Genomic DNA, 18,174 nt, shown 5'->3' with positions numbered 1-18,174 from the left:
TAAACGTTGTCTGAAAGCCGGACAAGCTGCAGAGGGATGCAGCTTGTTTTTATTTTTGAGGTCGTTTTATCGCGTTTAAAACAGGTTTGTAATTTTGGCTGACCAGTCCAACCGCCTCCACTACCAGTTCAATCCCGATGGTGAGAAGCGCCAGTATAATCATGGATCCCCAAAGCGTGGAGGTGGAAAAAATAATGGCAGCAAGTCCGAAAACCGAGCTCATGGCATAAATAATAAGAACGGTTTTTCGATGTGAGAACCCAAATCGAAGTAAACAATGGTGAAGATGTGATTTATCTGCCAATGAGATGGGCTGCTTATGAACGATCCGACGAATGATAGCAAAAATCGTATCGGAAATGGGAACCCCCAAAATGATAACCGGAACAACCAATGAAAACATGGTTACATTTTTAAATCCGAGAAGGGAAACGACGGCGATAATAAAGCCCAGGAAGAGGGCGCCTGTGTCTCCCATAAAAATCTTCGCCGGATAAAAATTATGAAAAAGAAAGCCGAGCGTGCTGAATAACGTTACAGACGCAATCATCAGGACAAATGCATCACCCATGATCATCGCCATAATCGAGATGGTAATCAACACAATGGAGGAAACACCTGCAGCGAGCCCGTCCAATCCATCAATCAGGTTGATCGAGTTCGTGATGGCCAAAATCCAAATCACCGTGACAGGGACGCTCAACCATTCAAGTTCAAGCCTTCCATTAAAGGGAAGGTTAATAAAATTGACTTGAATATCCCCCATGAAAACAATGATTAATGCCGCAGTGATTTGTCCCAGGAGCTTAAGTTTTGGAGAAAGCTCGAATTTATCGTCCAGGAAGCCTGTAAGTATAATCACTGATGCCCCAAGAGCAATGGGCCAAACGGTTTTATTCGGTGGATGAGCGATCAGGATGCCAAGAATGAAGCTGATAAATATGGCCAGTCCGCCAAGACGGGGCATCACTGTGGCATGAACCTTCCGCTCAGATGGCCGGTCAACGGCTCCCACCGCCAGTGCCAATTTTTTTATTAATGGAGTAAGACAAAAAGAGGCAAAAAAACATATAAGCAATGTCAAAAATAACATTCGTACACCTCATATCGATCCCAGTTTATTACGAAAGGGATTGTCGATTCATTTGATTATTTGTTGAAGAATATCTCTTTATGGATTATATCATAATCATTAAAAATAAACGTATATAATCTACATTTTTTGTAAATGCTGTTAAGATCGGACAACAAAAAAATAAGCCCCTACATGAAGGGCTTATCAGCTGGTGTAATATTTTTCTGAAGCTTTTGCTGCAAAATTTTAAACGCAAATTGCGGCAGTGCCATTTGGCGTTTCCAGCGGGATGGCTGCCTAACCAGTCGGTAAAACCATTCCAGGTTCATTTTCTGCCAGATTTCCGGGGCCCGTTTTGCCTCGCCCGCAATGACATCAAAGGTGCCGCCAACACCGATAAAGATCCCATGGTCAAACAATGGCATGCTCTCTGAAATCCATTGTTCCTGGCGGGGAGCCCCCAATGCCACGAGGATAATATCAGGCTTTGTGCTTTCCACCGTCTTCATGATCTGATCATCTGCCAAGTCGAAATAACCATGATGATAGCCGGCAATCTTCACATTTGGAAAGTCGCTTTTAATTCGGTCAGCTGCCTTTTCCACGACGCGATCCTTACCGCCGAGCAAGTAAACGCTGAGCCCCTTTTTATTCGCAAGCTTCAGCAGTCTCATGGTGACATCAAATCCCGGTACCCGTTCAGGAAGAGGAACTCCGAGAAGTCCTGCCGATTTTACTATCCCAATGCCATCGGCTGTCACATAATCTGCTCCCTGAATAATATTCATCAGCGTCTCATTTTTGCGGGCATCCATGACGATTTCGGGATTCGCAGTTACAACAAATGTCTTTTCACGATTCTCGATGTGAGATCCAAGTGTGTGGACGAATTGTTTTACGGTTGTATTTATAAAGTTTATTCCTAGTATATTCACTGTATTTTTCATAACATCAGATCCTCACTTTTTCATACGTTTACGTATGTAGGCTCTTAAACTACCTTACTATCAACCTATTAAAATAGGCCCATTCCCTAAAAAAAGAAGGAAATGTAAAAACTTCATTAAGAGCTTGTAAAAAAAACTTAAAGATTATATTATGAGTAAGGGTACCAAAATGCAAGTATTTTTACGAATTATTATATCATGAATGAGCTGCTTTTGTAAAAGTGTGATTAATTTTTTGTAAATGAACCTTGTATTTTGTCCATGAAGTAAGGCTTTATTGTTGCGGAGACTCTCGATAAAACTTTACGTGAAATTTACCTTTTTATCATAGATTTAAAACATGGACCGAATAACGTCGGACAGGTAATTTTTTCATTCTATTTAGTAGGAGTGTGAAGGCCATGAGAAAAGTATTGACTTATGGGACATTTGACTTGCTTCATTGGGGACACATCAATTTGCTGAAACGAGCAAAAGATTTGGGAGACTATCTGATTGTTGGTCTTTCCGGTGACGAATTTAACGCGATTAAAAATAAAAAATCATACCACAGCTTTGACAATCGAAAAATGATTTTGGAGTCCATTCGTTATGTGGACGAAGTAATTGAGGAAAAAAGCTGGGATCAAAAAGTAAAAGACGTAGTGGATCACAATGTGGACATCTTTGTTATGGGAGACGATTGGGAAGGGAAATTTGATTTTTTGAAGGAGTATTGCGATGTGATTTACTTGCCGCGTACGATCGGAATCTCTACTTCCCAAATCAAAAAAGATTTATTCTCGGTGAACAATGGTTAAAGAAATTGCTATCTGGCTGTATTTATTTTACTTCAAGCTTCAGTTTGATTTTTTCAAATTGTTTCCGCTAAGGAAAAATAAAGTAACCTTTGTTGTTTCGTTTGGAGACAATTCGGTTTTTCTTTATGAAGAATTGAAGAAGATGCAGCCGGATAGCCCTATTGTTTTTTTGGCGAAAAAAAATGCACTTCCTAAATTGAATCCTTATAAATCAGGTGCGAAAGTTATTCCATTTGATAATTCAATAATAAGTATAGCCAGATCGGCCTATCACCTGGCCACTGCCAGAATAGTGCTTGTGGATAATTATTTTGGTTTTCTTTCAACAATCAAATTTAAGAATGAGGCAGAATGTATTCAACTTTGGCATGCCGCTGGGGCTATTAAAACATTCGGATTGAAAGATGAGTCCATCACCTATAGAAGCCGGCGCGCTCATAAGCGGTTTTTAAATGTTTACAAAAACTTTCACAAAGTTGTTGTTGGATCTGATACGATGGCTAGTATCTTTAAAGAAGCCTTCCAACTTTCATCCTCAAATTTTTTACGGACCGGTGTACCTAGAACCGATCTTTTTTTTGATGAAAAACAAATGCACGATATCAAAGAAAAGTTATATCAGGAAAACATCACATTAAAAGAAAAAAAAGTGATTTTGTATGCACCGACCTATCGCGACCATCTTTTGAACCAATTTGAGCTGCCGCTTGATCTTGATCTGATGTATCGGGAATTAGGCGATGATTATGTTTTATTAGTACGCAGCCACCCTGTTCTCGCGCATAAGATAGATGTAGAATCACGTTATCCAGGATTTGTCTACGATTATTCCTCCAGATGGGACGTCAACGAAATTTTATTGATTACCGATATTTTAATCAGTGATTATTCTTCAATTCCTTATGAATTTTCACTGTTAAACCGGCCGATGGTCTTTTACCCCTATGATCTTGAGGAGTATTGTAAAACAAGGGGTCTGTGGGATGATTATGAAAATTTGGTTCCCGGACCAATCGTTTTTGACAGTTATGAATTGGTAAAGGTTATTAAAGAAAAGGGTTATGACATGAATAATGTTCAGCAATTTTCGGCGATGTGGAACCAATATCACGTCGGACACTCTAGCCGGTTATTGGCTGAATATATTCTTGATGCAGAAAGAGAGAGAAACGTAAATGCAAGCGGAAGCTAACATACAGATCCAAGAAGGCTTTGCACCAACGAAAAAAAGAAAGTGCATCCTTCATACTATCGAATTCAATGAAAATGTTGCTATTATAAAATATCTTTTAAAGAACAATGCAATCTTTCAGGAACCATTAGCTGGACACCTTTTACTTATAGAACGTATAACTGGGCGGGAATTGGAGTTCCCGTTCACAGCTATAGAAGCAGGCGAGAAGTATTATGTCCTTGAATCTACGTTAGATCCATTAGAAATTGGAAAAGGGTCTGTTTGGGATGCATACGTGATTATTCATGCAAAACAGGTAGTGTCTCAGTATGAAAATGAGAATGGCGAAGATGAACTTAAACAGGAAGATACGATCGAAGAATATGAAGTGGTTGAAAAGAAATACCGTATGAAAACAAAACACGCTTACCTGGAACTCAGTACCATGGTGCAGCCTGAAACCAAACAAGCCATTACACCGTATACGACAAACAAGGGGAACTTATCCTTTAAAGTTTATGAGCGCCGTCCAGTTATAAAAGTTGAGAACGCGGAGCTTGATAAAAGAGGCAACGTAACATTAGAGGGCTTTTACTTTTTTCCCTTCTCCTCTGAAAAGGAAGGGCTGGAAAGAACAATGGTCATTGGAGGACCAGAAGGATTTGAGGAACGTGTGATTCCTTTTGAGACTGCAGAGCGCGAAGACCTCAATCCTTTCAATCAGGAGCAGCAGCCATTTAAGATCATGAGCTTTATGGCACAGCTTGATAGTAAAGGATTCTGCAATCTGGATACAAATTCGACGTTTCGTTTGTATTTTAAATGGGAGGATGAGGACTCAGCAGGCCCTGATCAAGATGATCTGGCGATTCCGCTTCAGTTGATTTCTTTTAAACGAAGGGTTAACCAGTCCATCATCATCAGCACTGTCAGCGGGAAGAAAAAGGTCTCCCTCGTTACACGCAAGAAAACGAGATCGCTTGTTATTAAAGTGGTTCAGTACAGTTTGTTGCAAGAACTGAAGAAAAAGGTCCGGCGTACGGTTGCGAAGGTAAAGCAGCATAAAAAGACGAAAAAAGCATATATGGTGGCCTTCAAACTAGCAGGATATCTGCCGGTTAAAAAAAATCTCGTAATGTTCGAAAGCTTTCTCGGTAAGCAGTACAGCTGTAATCCTCGAGCGATCTACGAATATTTAAAAGAGAGCCGTCCTGATCTCGAACTGGTTTGGAGTGTTGACGGCAGAAGCATAAGCAAGTTTGAGGACGCTGGCATTCCTTATGCCAAACGATTCTCCGTTAAGTGGCTGTTTAAAATGGCGCGTGCACGCTACTGGGTAACGAACAGCCGAATGCCGCTATGGATCCCAAAGGCGAAACACACGGTTTATTTCCAAACGTGGCATGGAACACCGCTTAAACGTTTGGCGGCTGACATGGATGAAGTCCATATGCCGGGAACAAATACCAAAAAGTACAAAGCCAACTTTCATAAGGAATCAAGTAAATGGGACTACCTATTGTCCCCTAATGCTTATTCAACTGAAATTTTCCGCCGTGCGTTTAATTTTCATAAAGAAGTAGTGGAAGTGGGATATCCCAGGAACGATGTGCTCTATACGAAGAACAATCCAAGTGATATTAAAGAATTGAAAGAAAAACTTCAACTTCCACAGGATAAAAAAGTTATTCTTTATGCACCAACGTGGCGTGATGATCAATTCTACGGTAAAGGGCGATATAAATTCGACCTCGAGCTTGATCTCCTGCAGCTAAAGGATAAATTCGGGGAAGATTATGTTATAGTGTTAAGGATGCATTATCTGGTGGCTGAGAACTTTGATTTGTCGCCATATGAAGGATTTGCTTTTGATTTCTCTTACCATGGCGACATAAATGAGCTGTATCTGGTATCTGATATCATGATAACTGACTATTCTTCTGTGTTTTTTGATTATGCAAACCTTAAGCGCCCGATGCTTTTCTTTGTATATGATATCGAATCTTATCGTGATAAATTAAGGGGCTTCTATTTTGATTTTGAAACATATGCACCAGGACCTTTAGTGAAGACAACAGATGAGGTTATTTCAGCCATAGAGAAAATTGAGTCTGATGGATTTGAGATTCAATCAGAGATCTTTGACGACTTTTATGAACGATTTTGCTATTTGGAAAGTGGACAATCTTCTCACAAAGCCGTTCAAAAAGTATTCTAAACCAATCTCTTTGGGAGAGGATTACAAACATGATTTCAGCTTGTAAAGTACTAAAAGAACAAATCAACAGCTTTTACCTTATGATTCGTTTATCGATGTATGAGCTTAAGATAAAGAATAACAACAACTATTTGGGAATGCTTTGGGAGGTCATTAATCCCGCTATCCAAGTTGCCGTCTATTGGATGGTGTTTGGGATGGGTATCCGGCAAGGAAAAAGTGTAGGAACGGCTGGTAATGAGGTTCCCTTCCTGCAATGGCTGGTCGCAGGGATTATCGTCTGGTTTTTTATCAGTCCTGCCATTTTAAACGGCTCCAAAGCGATTTATACAAGAATCAAGATTATCGCCAAGATGAATTTTCCATTGAGCGTCATTCCGAGCTATGTCATCTTCTCGATATTTTACCCGAATGTGATGCTGCTCGCAGTGATTGCGGTCATCTTTCAGTTCACGGATCACGGAAAGATCTCGCTTTATTACCTGCAGCTTCCCTATTATATGTTCGCTGCCATAGCTCTTGTATTTTCACTTTCCCTGATTACGTCAACTCTTTCTACAATCGTGCGGGACGTCCAGATGTTTGTGCAGTCAATTATGCGGATGTTGTTTTACATTACGCCGATTTTATGGGTTCCAAACCCGAAAAGCCTGCCAGAATTCATTAATCTTATTCTAAAAGGGAACCCTTTTAATTATATCGTTGAAGGATACCGCGACGCGCTCTTAAGCAGGGCATGGTTTTTTGAACACGGGGAACACACGCTGTATTTCTGGGGCTTTGTTCTGGTTCTGTTTATAATAGGTTCCGCACTCCATGTGAAATTAAGAAACCGATTCGTGGATTACTTGTAAGAATACAGGAGAGATGGACATGAGTAACAAAACCGTTATTGTACGCGATGTCACAAAAAAATATAAAATGTATAAAAAGCCAGCTGAAAAGCTGCTGGATATTATTTTGCCGAATGGCTATGGCGAGGACTTTTATGCGATTCAAAATCTTAGCTTTGAAGCCAACCAGGGTGATGTCATCGGGATTGTCGGTGTGAATGGATCGGGAAAGTCGACGTTATCCAACCTCATATCCGGGATTATTCCTCCGACCTCCGGGACGATTGAATTAAATGGTGAAGTTTCACTGATTGCGATTGCCTCGGGATTGAACAACGAGCTCACCGGACGGGAAAACATTGAGCTGAAATGTTTGATGCTTGGCTTCAGCAAGCAGGAGATCAAACGGCTTGAGCCGGAAATCATCGAATTTGCCGAGATTGGAAAGTTCATTGACCAGCCTGTCAAGAAATATTCAAGCGGAATGAAGTCGCGCCTTGGATTTGCCATTTCGGTAACGGTGGACCCCGATATCCTCGTTATTGATGAAGCATTGTCAGTAGGTGACCAAACCTTCGCTGATAAATGTTTGGATAAAATGAACGAATTCAAGGAACGGGGCAAGACTATTTTCTTCATTAGCCATTCCATGGGCCAGGTGAAAAGGTTTTGTGAAAAAATTCTGTGGCTGGAGTATGGTGAAGTTCGGGCCTATGGGCCGATGAAAGAGATTCTTCCGAAGTATCAGGAATTTCTGAAGGAATACAAAGCCATGTCGAAGGAAGAGAAGAAACGCTTCAAGCAACAAGTGCAGCTTAAGCAGAGCGGACAGAAGAAGCCTGGAGATAAGTTGCAAGCCTCATCTGCAAAGTAATCGTCCAGGATAAAGAGAACGGGTGCTGCGTTCATAAAACGTCAGGCACCCTTTTTCTAATATACCTTTAGTAAGCGTTTACACCTACCTGAGAAGCAGTGAGATATGACATGGGAGGAATGGAAAAGTATGAAAAATCGAACCGGCATTTTAAATCGAATCATACATATGCTGCGGCCGGAAAAAAAGGTTGGCAAAAGGAAGACATTTAAGCAACGGTTGATGATCATGCAAACGGAGGAGAAGTTGACCATTGAAGGGCACCTGAATTCTCATGCACGTGTCAGGGAGCTTCTGTTTTTATCCCGGAATACCGGTGAAATGATCAAGCTGGCCGAGATTGAACCATCCTCCCGTTTTTTGTTTGAAGTCCGGGTGGGTGACATTAATTCCCTTTTTCCTGGTAAAGAACGAACAAACTTTGATCTGTACCTTGGAATACAGCGCCCTGCTGAAGAGGTAAAGGAAGACTTGCTGGAGGGGAAGCAGTACCAGGCGGTATTTTATCCCCGTGCAGATGGCGGGCAGGATATTTGCTATCCAATCCGGCTGGGCCGATTTGCTGAAATGGACTATAAGGAATTTGTTCCTTACCAAACCGAAGAAGGTTTAAGTTCATATCTCTATGTGACGAAAAAGGGGAATGTTTCCTTTGTGACCCGGGGAATGGTAAACATAAAGCCGAAAGTGCAGATCGATGAGATGTACTTTCGAAAAGACAAGCTTTCTTTTAATGGAAAACTTTTTACAAGGGACGCCAGCATCAAGAACATTCAGCTTCTGTTAAAAGGCCGTGATACCAACGTAGAAAAACGGCTTCCTGTCGAAATCGAAAAGATGCATGAAGAAACCCGGTTGAAGTTTGGAATGCACCGCTACAAATATGGAGTGAATGTCGATTTTCAGCCGTTATTTAACGACCCGGTGTACGGCCAGGATATTTACGACTTCTTCTTTGAACTAAGCTTTGGTTTTCCGCATCCACCTGTGTTGGTCAGGATTGGCCGGCCAAGATTTCAGGTGAAGTATTTTTTAAGGGATGGTTATGCCAGGGCTGGAGAAAGCACGTATGCCCTTGCTCCTTACTTTACCTTTAAAGGGTTTAACCTTTCCCTTCAAGTGGATGAATTCGAGAAGAGCACCTACGATTACCTTAGAAGAATCAAACGCTGGGCATGGCTATTAAGGCCGTTTTACAAAAAACGGAGTATCTGGCTGGTCGGAGAACGTCCCTATAAAGCACAGGACACAGGATACCATTTCTTCAATTATGTACGAACACAGCATCCAGAGAAGAATGTGTATTATGTGATCGAGAAGGATTCCCCGGAAGTAAGAAACGTAGAAGAGCTGGGTAATATTCTTTACTTTAAATCAAAGGAACACATTTTTCATACCTTCATGGCACAAAAGATAATTGGCTCGCATCACCCGGATTATTTATATCCGTTGCGGACCAAGCAGTATAAAAAAGCCATAAAGGCGGCAAAAATCTTTTTGCAGCATGGAGTCATGGGAACCAAAAATATGGTGGCCAACTATGGAAAACGGGCACCGGGATTTGACACGGATTTATTTTTGGTCAGCTCGGACTTTGAAAAAAACATGATTGTTCATGATTTTGGATATGATCCGAACGAGGTGGCCGTTACCGGGCTTTCCAGGTTTGACAGTCTGCTCGCAGAGGATGTTGAGAAAAAGCGGCAGCTGCTGATTATTCCAACCTGGCGGGACTGGATTATAACCGATGAAGTGTTCATCGAAAGTGAGTATTTTGAGCGCTACCGGGAGCTGATCAATCACCCGCAGCTGCATGAATTGGCGGATTTGCTAAACTTCGAAATCGTATTTTGCCTGCATCCAAACATGCAGAAGTTTACGTCCTTTTTCGCCGATTCTCCTGTACGAATCATCAGCCAGGGAGAAGTGGATGTACAGCGGCTGCTGAAGGAAAGTGCCATGATGATTACTGATTATTCATCAGTCGGATTCGATTTCAGCTTCCTTCACAAACCAATTCTCTATTATCAATTTGACCAAAACCATTTTATTGGAAAACGTCCCTCTCATCTTGATCTGGAAAATGATTTGCCGGGGAGAATCGTTCTTGATGCAGAGGAGATTCTTGAAGAGGTGAAAAAGTATGCAGAAAACGACTTTGCTGCAGAAGAACAATATATCAGACGATCGTATAAATTTTTAAAGTACAGGGACAGGCATCATAATGAGAGGATATATAAAGCTGTATCAGAATTTCCTGAGAAAAAGCATTGGGTCCGTACTATTCAGGATGATGAGCTCATTCAGGCGTTTTTGCGGCGGTACCGCAAAAGCAAATACTATTTTCCCTCCATGCGGTTCTATTATAAAGTGGCACAGCGCATTCTTCCCGTTGATGAAAATCTGATTGTTTTCGAAAGTGGGGTGGGCAAGCAGTACGCCGACAGCCCGCGCGCCATTTATGAGGAAATCCTCAGGCGCGGACTGAAATATAAAAAGGTTTGGATCTACAATCCAAAGGGCACGTTTATGGATCCGGACACGAAAGTCATTAAACGGCTTAGTCCAAGCTATTATTATTATCTTGCAAAAGCACGGTACTGGGTAAACAATCAGAACTTCCCGACCTATCTTGGGAAACGGAAACAAACGACCTATATCCAAACCTGGCACGGAACACCACTGAAGAAGATGCTCTTTGATATTGAACAGGTGGAAGGGCGGGATGAGGGATATGTCGAGCGTGTGCATAAGGCAACCAAGACGTGGGACTATCTTATTTCTCCGAGTGCTTATGCCAGTCAGGCATTCAGAAGTGCATTTCGCTATAAAGGCGAGATGCTCGAGATCGGCTATCCCCGTAACGATATTTTTTACAGGGAGGACCGAAGCCAGCTGACAGAAAGCATTCGCCGGCAGTTGAGAATACCGGAGGGTAAAAAGGTGATTCTGTATGCACCGACCTTTCGGGACAATCAAACGTCCAAAAACAACAAGTTCACCTTTGAACTGCAATTTGATTTTGAACAAATGCATCGGGAACTGGGAGAAGACTATGTGCTCCTGCTTCGTATGCATGTGGTTGTCAGCAGCAAGGTGTCCATTCCTGAAGAATACAAGAGCTTCATATACAATGTTTCAAGCTATCCGGATATCCAGGATCTGTATCTGGTGACAGACATATTGGTCACCGACTATTCTTCGGTCATGTTTGACTTTGCGAATATGAAGCGGCCAATCCTCTTCTTTACGTATGATTTTGAGATGTACCGTGACCAATTGCGGGGATTCTACATGGATTTTGAAAAAGAAGCACCCGGGCCTTTGCTGAGAACATCAGACGAAGTGACGCAGTCCATTAAAAATATTGAGCGTGTAAAGCATGATTACAGTGAGAGATATGCGGCTTTTCATGAGAAATACTGCAGCCTCGAAGACGGCGGCGCAGCGAGCCGGGTCGTCGACCGTTTCTTTGCTTAAAGTAAAAACGCCCCGAAAGCCATTTGGCTTTCGGGGCGTTTTTTTGTTATTTGACCATGTTGGCGACTTTTAAGGCAAGCTTTACACTTTTGCGGTTTAGTGTTCCGCGTTGCTTTTTAATGATTTTATCTTTTTCGCTGATTTTCGCTGTCAGCTTTTTCTTTGCTTTTTCAGCCTTTTCGTTGACCTTTGGATAATAGCTTTCCCAGCGTTGAGCCATTTCTTCTTTCGTACAGCCTGTAATGGTGCCAATTGGAGGACGAACCTTAATCTGATCCATTTTGTCATCAAGCGGTACTGAAGAAGGAGTCAGGGTTTCTTTATAAATATGATCAAGATTGTTTTTGTTTAAGAAATCAATATAATGATCAAAGTTTTTGCCCTGATTTTTGGTGACGGATTGGAAATCAAGTGTTTCGACCAGGTCCATGATATTGGTTTGATCGGTAATTTCGTTGGCCATAATATGAGTAAGGTTATGGTACTCTGCCAGCTCTCTCATACGTGCATCCTTTGGAATGAGGATACTTGGTGTTCCTGCCAGAACAGCGGCAATGTTTCCATGCAGTCTGGCACCAAAGCTTAGGTCTGCCTGTTTAAGGAAATCAAACCATCCTGTAGCATTGAGAGGATAACGGACACGGTCCTCAAGATACAATGGGTGGGACATGCGATTAGGATAGTTATCTTTCGCATTGGAAACAGAAGGAGCACCCACATAGGTCATTACCATTTCCTTCATCCACTGAGGAATAAAGTAGTGGTTTGGAAATTCCTTCATGCTTCGATCGATAAAATCGAGCACATTTTTAGGTGAAAGGCGTGAAGAGTTGACGCTTACCATGGAATTTGGTGTAATATTTGTTTCACGTATTTTCAGCTCCCGGCCGTACGCATACATGGAAGGACAGCCGATTACTGTATGATCGGTTCCTTCCCGGAAGCCGAGTCTTGAAAGATAGTCAGAAGTAATTTGGCCGCGCAGACCCAGAATGGATGACTTTTCCAATACCGCACTGACAAAGGCTTTTACATCTTCATCAAAAGAGAAGCCTTCATTGAGTTTTGGTTCAAATGGCGCGCGCAGGCCTACACCAATCACTACCACTGGAATCTTAAGTTTCTTGATCAATTTCGTATATTTGCGCAATGACGGAACAAAGTCCTCCCGAAACGCATCTGCCAAAGGAATAATGTACGCATCGTATTTTTCGTTGATCTCATCGGCATACTTGGGATCAAAATCATAATGGTCTGGTGTTATAGTAGTCCCGTCTGTCATTAAGGTTCGGAACACACTGTATTGATAAACCAGGTTACCTACGTTTCCGCCGATCGAATTGTTGACAATAATCTGCGTTGGATCGTAATTGTCATACGGCGCCATGCCGGCGCGAATTATGATATTTTTACTCAATTTCTAAATCCCCCTGTTTTCTATCGTTATTTTAGAATAAATTTATATCCATCTTACTTATACCCGTTCTCTGCCATCTTAAAATCTTAGTGGATTAGTCGAAAAATGTCAATTGATCTCTATTTTGAAAAATAGGGGTAATAATCCAGTTATTTCAATAAACGGAAAAAGAAAAAGCTGGCCATGATTGGCCAGCTTACTTGAGCATCTTAATTTGCAGTGCTGTCAGTACTGCTGTTTGAATTTGTATCTGTTGTTCCTGTTCCTGAGTAGTCCAGGTGTTCTTTCAATTTGTTTGAAATATCCAGTACTGATTGATCGTCTAAGGAATAATAATAAATATTATTGATTCTTGAATCGTTGCCTTTCAGGCTTAACGATTCAATGTTATTTACTGATTTTGCGTATTTAAGGAGTGCAATCATGTTACCCAGCGTAAAGTTGGTGGACATGTTGTCTCCGATGTTTTCAATCAGCTGTCCGTACTTTGGAATTGACTTAATTTGTGTGGATTCTTTTATGATCGCTTCCACGATTTGTTTTTGCCTGTCGCCCCGCATAATGTCAGAGTCTGCATGTCGGGTACGTGCATATGCAAGAGCTTCTTCCGGATTCAATCGTTGCTTGCCTGGTTCAATGGTAATTGCTTTCGGACGGTCCTGGCTATCCTGCTCGACTATTTTCTTTTTCACATCCACATCCACGCCGCCAAGCGTGTCTACAATTTGCAAGAAAGCGTCAAAGTTAACACGTACATAGTAGTCTACTGGCAGGTTAAACAAATGTTCCACGGTATCAACCGTCAGGTCGATGCCGCCAAAAGCATGGGCATGTGTGATTTTATCCTTGTTGATCCGCCCAGGTATCTGAACGTAAGAATCACGCGGGATGCTGACCATTTTTACCGATTTCTGCTCCCGGTTGAAGGTGGCTAAAATAAGGGCATCAGTACGGTTGCCTTCAAATCCTTTTTTACCCTTCCGGTGTTTGCTGTCATCAATACCTGCAATCAAAACAGAAAAGTTGTCCTTTCCTGGATCAATGGCATTGAGGCGAAGATTTGATTTTTCTCCCCGTGAAAGCGTCTCTTGCGCTTTTGATGAAGCATTCGCTAATTTATAGGTTAAATAAGATCCGAAACCGACTGTTCCTAAAAGAATAAGAATTAGTGGAAAGACGATAAATTTAATGCGTCTTTTTTTCTTCTTCTTTTTCCGCATTTGTTGACGGTCCATCTATTATATTCTCCTTTTTGTCTCTTCTTTTATTTATATGAGTTAATATCTTGGTTCGTTTTAACTGCTGGAACAACAGAGTATCTTCCCGTCCCTTGTCGAATACCCTCGACATAAGGAACGTAAATTTTTGGAAGCATACAATAAAGATACCTTTAAAGTTGTGTAAATTCAATAAAAAAATTATAAAGAATATTACATTTTAATGAAGAATACACGTGCTGTAAAGCCTTATATCGCGTTATTTTACAAAAGTTTCATAATAAATTTAAGGTGCGTTAACAATCAACCCCTATCATAAGAACTCAGGCCTCCTTATGAAAAAAGTAAGGTTTCACAAAAGGAAATGGCCTTCGAAAGATTAAGAGAACGGCCTTATACGGGTCAGTTTTTGGAAAGAATGAAAAGAGCAGCAAGGATACCAAGGATGGTGAACACATTGCAAAACGTGAATGGAACAGCAAGAAAGCACATGATTCTTATAACCAACCGTTATCCCTATCTGCCCGGGGAGCAGTTCTTGGAAACTGAATTGAAGTATATGGTGAACCTATTTGAAAAAATAGAAATTGCTTCAGTGAATGGCAGCGGTGAACGGCGTAAGGTGCCTGATCATATTCAGCTGCATTCCATACCGGGAAGACCGGAAGGCACAAAAAAGTATATTCATACCTTTTACAGTGTGACTGCCGATCCACAGGGACGCCGCTGGTTTTCGGCGGAGCTCCCGAAGGCCAGGGCTTTTGGAAGCAAAGGATTGATGCAGCTGGCCAACTGGCTCAGCCATGCCCTCAGGATCCGTGATGAAATAAGGAAAAAATGGCTCGATGATCCCGGCTTTGCACTAAACGATGCCGTGTTTTATTCCTACTGGCTGACACCGGCCGCAGTGGCACTGGCCATGCTGAAGGAAACCTTTCCCGAACTTCTCGCCGTCTCACGGGCTCACGGCGGGGATGTATATGATTACAGGCATTCACCTCCGTATCTTCCATTTCAGGGAAGAGTGATTAACGCATTAAATTCAGTGAACATGATTTCCGAGGATGGGAAACGATTTTTGGAAGGTAAGTATTCTGGCGCAGGGGCGAATCTTCTTGTACACCGTTTGGGTACAGAAAAACCAGGGTTTATGTCATCTCCATCCCCTGATGGGATCTTGCGGATTGTAACTTGTTCGTATGTGAAGCCTGTGAAACGGTTGGACCTGCTTGTTGATGCTTTGAAGCAGACCACCATTCCGATCCATTGGACCCATATAGGGGATGGGGAGGATCGTGAAAATCTGGAAAGAAGAGCAAAAGAAGAGCTGAATGGCCAGATTGTCATTGATTTTAAGGGCCACTGGACCCAGCAGCAAATCTTTAAATTTTACCGGACCCGACCGGTGGACCTTTTTGTCAACGTCAGTGCAAGTGAAGGAATCCCGGTGACTATTATGGAAGCCTTTAGTACAGGAATTCCAGTCATTGCGACGGATGTCGGGGGAGTGAGGGAGCTGGTCGATGAGAGGAACGGCTTTTTAATCCCATCTGATGTCGCTGCAGATGAACTTGCGGGTTATATCGAGAAATTTGCGGCTTTGCCCGTTGAGCAGAAACAAACCTATCGTGCCCATGCATATAGCAAATGGGAACAGGAATACAATGCTCAGAAAAATTACCTCAGCTTTTTATTGAGTGTGAAGAATGGGAGCGGTTCTTGATATGAGCGACGACAACCGAAGCTTTGTCAGAAACAGTTTCTTAACGTTTTCAAGACAGGTGACCAATATCGTGATCGGCATTCTCCTGCTCGTGGTGCTTGCCAGGATTCTGGGGCCAGCCGGGCAGGGTAAATACTCGCTGATCACCCTTCTTCCTACGGTATTGCTCACTTTTTTGACCCTGGGCATCAACACCTCCACCATTTATTACATCAGTAAAGGGGAGGTTAAGCTCAATACTGTCTATAACAACAATATTATCATCGGAACATTGCTGAGCATTGTAAGCATAGGGCTTGGAGCGGTTGTCATCTTCTTTTTTTCCGAAAAGTTCTTTAATGAGACACCGCATGTCCTCTTGTACTTGTGCCTGCTTGCCCTACCGTTCATGTTTTTGCGCGAATATTTTCAGACGGTCTTTCAAGGATTGCAGGATTTTAAGGTGTTCAACACCGCGATGGTGGTGAACCAGCTTGGCATATTGGCCTTTGTTGCTGTTTTTGTACTGATCTTCAGACTTGGCCTGGAAGGCGCAATTCTGGCGTTTATTGCCGGGAACCTGATTAACGTTGTTTATATGGTCTATCAGCTGAAAAAAAGGCATAAATTGCGCTTTGATATCAGGGGATTTTCATGGGAGTACTTCCGAAAGTCCGTCAAATATGGATTGAAGGCGCATATCAGTAACTTTGCCAGTTTTCTGAACTACCGGATTGTTATTTTTCTTATCGGCTTTTTCATGGTGGATTCGGCAGTGGGGATTTATGTTACCGCGATGAATATCGGGGAGAGACTTGCCATTTTTGCGGCATCGGTGTCAAATGTTCTTTACCCTAAAATTGCCGCCATCGAAACCGAAGAAGAACGTAACCATCTGACCTCACTCGTGTCACGGAATATTTTGGCGATTACATTTGTGATTGCATTGGCCGGTACACTCATCGCAAAGGACCTGATTGTTACACTGTTTGGTGAGCAGTATGAAAACAGCGCAAACCTGCTTCGGATCATCTTGCCGGGTGTAGCGCTGCTTTCCGTTGAAAAGATATTGTCCAACGACATCGCGGGAAGAGGAAAGCCGGAGTTAAACATGTATCTGTCTATTTTCAATGTGCTGTTTAATTTGCTTCTGAACGTTGTCCTTATTCCGAAGTACGGTCTTAACGGTGCAGCGCTTTCGGCGACCATTACCTATTTTGTCAGCTTTGTGGTTAAGATTTTTCTCTACAAAAAAGTAACGAACGAACCATACCACCGCTTTTTGCTCGTAAAGAAAAGCGATCTGCGGCTTTATAAGAATGTCATTCGCAAACTAAAACTCAGGTATTAGCGGGGGGAACAGAGCATGAATGTATTGATTACAGGCGGTGCCGGATTTGTAGGCACTTTTACGAAGAAGGCATTGAAAAATGAGGGGCACAACCCGATTCTGCTGGATAATTTTCTGACAGGCAGCACAGCCAATGTCCAACTGGATGATGTGATCATTAAAGGCGATATTTTGGATGGCTCGCTATATGAGGTGCTTGAACCTTACGGGATTGATGCGATCATCCATCTGGCGGCCCAGACCAGTGTGCCGGCTTCTGTAGCAAACCCGGTAAACGACTTGCAATTGAACATTGAGGGAACGGTCAGGATGCTGGAATTGGCCCGCTCTCTTTCAGTAAAGAAGTTTATCTTTGCCTCCACAGCAGCGGTTTATGGAAACAATGAACAAGTACCGCTTAAGGAAAGTGTACATCTGGTGCCAACCGCACCGTATGGCGTCTCCAAGGCTTCCTGCGAAATGTATGTTACGGCTTTTTGCGAGGCGAATGCAATTGGCTATTCCATTCTTCGCTATTCCAATATTTATGGTCCGAAGCAAACAAAGGACGGGGAAGGCGGAGTTATTAAAATCTTTCTGGATAAACTGCTCAACGGGGAGCAAGTGTCCATTTTTGGAGACGGAGGACAGACCCGCGACTTTATTTATGTAGAGGACATTGCACGTGCCAATTGTGCTGCATTGCGGGTGGAAGACGGGATTTATAATGTGAGCTCCAATGAGGAAATTTCAGTGAATGAGCTATACCGGATTATGGCAAGGGAAATGGGCAGTCCGCTTGAGCCGGTTTATGGTGAGCCGCGTGAAGGGGATATTTACCGCAGTTGCCTGGACAATCAAAGGTTCCTGGGCATTTCCAGCTGGAGACCCGAAACATCGCTGACCGCAGGGATCGAGGAAACGGTCAGACAAATGCAGCGTCCCGAGAAAATAACATAATTGAATACAGGGCAAGAATATATATATAGCACTCTCCTTTTTTAGGAGGGTGCTTTTTCATATGTAATTGAGATATGTGTACCGATTAATTTCTGTTTATTAAGAATATGTAAATCCTGAATCGCAGACAGCATAAGTCTTTGAAGA

The 18,174-nt window shown here is 42.3% G+C and carries 13 protein-coding genes; 9 read left to right on the top strand and 4 right to left on the bottom strand.

Annotation, left to right across the window (positions count from 1 at the left end; genetic code table 11):
* Positions 1-49: 49 nt before the first annotated feature.
* Positions 50-1,093, bottom strand: a complete 1,044-nt coding sequence (locus tag BLT53_RS14630; RefSeq protein ID WP_090235831.1) for a glycosyltransferase family 4 protein — start codon at positions 1,091-1,093, stop codon at positions 50-52.
* 170 nt (positions 1,094-1,263) lie between these two features.
* Positions 1,264-2,022, bottom strand: coding sequence for a WecB/TagA/CpsF family glycosyltransferase (locus tag BLT53_RS14625; RefSeq protein ID WP_090235829.1), 759 nt, complete (start codon positions 2,020-2,022; stop codon positions 1,264-1,266).
* A 401-nt stretch (positions 2,023-2,423) separates the two neighbouring features.
* On the opposite strand from BLT53_RS14625, the gene tagD reads away from it, so the two are divergent.
* The 6 genes from tagD (at position 2,424) to BLT53_RS14595 (ending at position 11,401) form a co-directional block, all read left to right on the top strand.
* Positions 2,424-2,822 (top strand): glycerol-3-phosphate cytidylyltransferase, encoded by a 399-nt coding sequence (tagD, locus tag BLT53_RS14620; protein WP_090235827.1) that lies wholly within the window; start codon positions 2,424-2,426, stop codon positions 2,820-2,822.
* A complete protein-coding gene (locus BLT53_RS14615; RefSeq protein WP_090235826.1) occupies positions 2,815-4,014 on the top strand; it encodes a CDP-glycerol glycerophosphotransferase family protein in 1,200 nt (399 codons plus the stop codon). The genes tagD and BLT53_RS14615 overlap by 8 nt, the downstream gene beginning before the upstream one ends.
* Positions 3,998-6,214 (top strand): CDP-glycerol glycerophosphotransferase family protein, encoded by a 2,217-nt coding sequence (locus BLT53_RS14610; protein WP_090235824.1) that lies wholly within the window; start codon positions 3,998-4,000, stop codon positions 6,212-6,214. The genes BLT53_RS14615 and BLT53_RS14610 overlap by 17 nt, the downstream gene beginning before the upstream one ends.
* A 29-nt stretch (positions 6,215-6,243) precedes the next feature.
* The gene (locus BLT53_RS14605; protein WP_090235822.1) at positions 6,244-7,068 is read left to right on the top strand and encodes an ABC transporter permease; all 825 of its coding nucleotides are present in this window, start codon (positions 6,244-6,246) and stop codon (positions 7,066-7,068) included.
* Between the two features lie 19 nt (positions 7,069-7,087).
* The gene (tagH, locus tag BLT53_RS14600; protein WP_090235821.1) at positions 7,088-7,921 is read left to right on the top strand and encodes a teichoic acids export ABC transporter ATP-binding subunit TagH; all 834 of its coding nucleotides are present in this window, start codon (positions 7,088-7,090) and stop codon (positions 7,919-7,921) included.
* A 129-nt stretch (positions 7,922-8,050) separates the two neighbouring features.
* Positions 8,051-11,401 carry a CDP-glycerol glycerophosphotransferase family protein gene (locus tag BLT53_RS14595; RefSeq protein ID WP_170834358.1) on the top strand — a complete coding sequence of 1,117 codons (3,351 nt, stop codon included), beginning with the start codon at positions 8,051-8,053 and terminating at the stop codon, positions 11,399-11,401.
* 46 nt (positions 11,402-11,447) lie between these two features.
* On the opposite strand, the gene BLT53_RS14590 is transcribed toward BLT53_RS14595, so the two are convergent.
* Both BLT53_RS14590 and BLT53_RS14585 read right to left on the bottom strand, forming a co-directional pair.
* Positions 11,448-12,788 (bottom strand): polysaccharide pyruvyl transferase family protein, encoded by a 1,341-nt coding sequence (locus tag BLT53_RS14590; RefSeq protein ID WP_090236910.1) that lies wholly within the window; start codon positions 12,786-12,788, stop codon positions 11,448-11,450.
* Positions 12,789-13,027: 239 nt separating this feature from the next.
* Positions 13,028-14,053, bottom strand: a complete 1,026-nt coding sequence (locus tag BLT53_RS14585; RefSeq protein WP_090235818.1) for an LCP family protein — start codon at positions 14,051-14,053, stop codon at positions 13,028-13,030.
* Positions 14,054-14,480: 427 nt separating this feature from the next.
* Between BLT53_RS14585 and BLT53_RS14580 the strand changes: the two genes are divergently transcribed.
* From BLT53_RS14580 to BLT53_RS14570, 3 genes are read left to right on the top strand one after another with little or no spacing between them, the layout of a single operon-like run.
* Positions 14,481-15,758, top strand: a complete 1,278-nt coding sequence (locus BLT53_RS14580; protein ID WP_170834357.1) for a glycosyltransferase — start codon at positions 14,481-14,483, stop codon at positions 15,756-15,758.
* A 1-nt stretch (position 15,759) separates the two neighbouring features.
* Positions 15,760-17,088, top strand: a complete 1,329-nt coding sequence (locus tag BLT53_RS14575; protein ID WP_170834356.1) for a flippase — start codon at positions 15,760-15,762, stop codon at positions 17,086-17,088.
* A gap of 15 nt (positions 17,089-17,103) precedes the next feature.
* The gene (locus tag BLT53_RS14570) at positions 17,104-18,027 is read left to right on the top strand and encodes an NAD-dependent epimerase/dehydratase family protein (protein WP_090235814.1); all 924 of its coding nucleotides are present in this window, start codon (positions 17,104-17,106) and stop codon (positions 18,025-18,027) included.
* Positions 18,028-18,174: the final 147 nt, after the last annotated feature.

Source organism: Fictibacillus solisalsi, assembly GCF_900103485.1.
In the GTDB taxonomy this organism is placed as follows: domain Bacteria; phylum Bacillota; class Bacilli; order Bacillales; family Fictibacillaceae; genus Fictibacillus_C; species Fictibacillus_C solisalsi.
This window is presented reverse-complemented; position numbering and strand designations above follow the sequence as displayed.

Excerpts from the sequence above, each read along its gene's own strand:
- BLT53_RS14625 (WP_090235829.1), bottom strand. The coding sequence starts at position 2,022 with ATGAAAAATACAGTGAATATACTAGGAATAAACTTTATAAATACAACC.
- BLT53_RS14585 (WP_090235818.1), bottom strand. The coding sequence starts at position 14,053 with ATGGACCGTCAACAAATGCGGAAAAAGAAGAAGAAAAAAAGACGCATT.
- BLT53_RS14595 (WP_170834358.1), top strand. The coding sequence starts at position 8,051 with ATGAAAAATCGAACCGGCATTTTAAATCGAATCATACATATGCTGCGG.
- BLT53_RS14610 (WP_090235824.1), top strand. The coding sequence starts at position 3,998 with ATGCAAGCGGAAGCTAACATACAGATCCAAGAAGGCTTTGCACCAACG.
- BLT53_RS14630 (WP_090235831.1), bottom strand. The coding sequence starts at position 1,093 with ATGTTATTTTTGACATTGCTTATATGTTTTTTTGCCTCTTTTTGTCTT.
- BLT53_RS14590 (WP_090236910.1), bottom strand. The coding sequence starts at position 12,788 with ATGGCGCCGTATGACAATTACGATCCAACGCAGATTATTGTCAACAAT.
- BLT53_RS14615 (WP_090235826.1), top strand. The coding sequence starts at position 2,815 with ATGGTTAAAGAAATTGCTATCTGGCTGTATTTATTTTACTTCAAGCTT.
- BLT53_RS14575 (WP_170834356.1), top strand. The coding sequence starts at position 15,760 with ATGAGCGACGACAACCGAAGCTTTGTCAGAAACAGTTTCTTAACGTTT.
- tagD (WP_090235827.1), top strand. The coding sequence starts at position 2,424 with ATGAGAAAAGTATTGACTTATGGGACATTTGACTTGCTTCATTGGGGA.
- BLT53_RS14605 (WP_090235822.1), top strand. The coding sequence starts at position 6,244 with ATGATTTCAGCTTGTAAAGTACTAAAAGAACAAATCAACAGCTTTTAC.
- BLT53_RS14570 (WP_090235814.1), top strand. The coding sequence starts at position 17,104 with ATGAATGTATTGATTACAGGCGGTGCCGGATTTGTAGGCACTTTTACG.
- tagH (WP_090235821.1), top strand. The coding sequence starts at position 7,088 with ATGAGTAACAAAACCGTTATTGTACGCGATGTCACAAAAAAATATAAA.
- BLT53_RS14580 (WP_170834357.1), top strand. The coding sequence starts at position 14,481 with ATGGTGAACACATTGCAAAACGTGAATGGAACAGCAAGAAAGCACATG.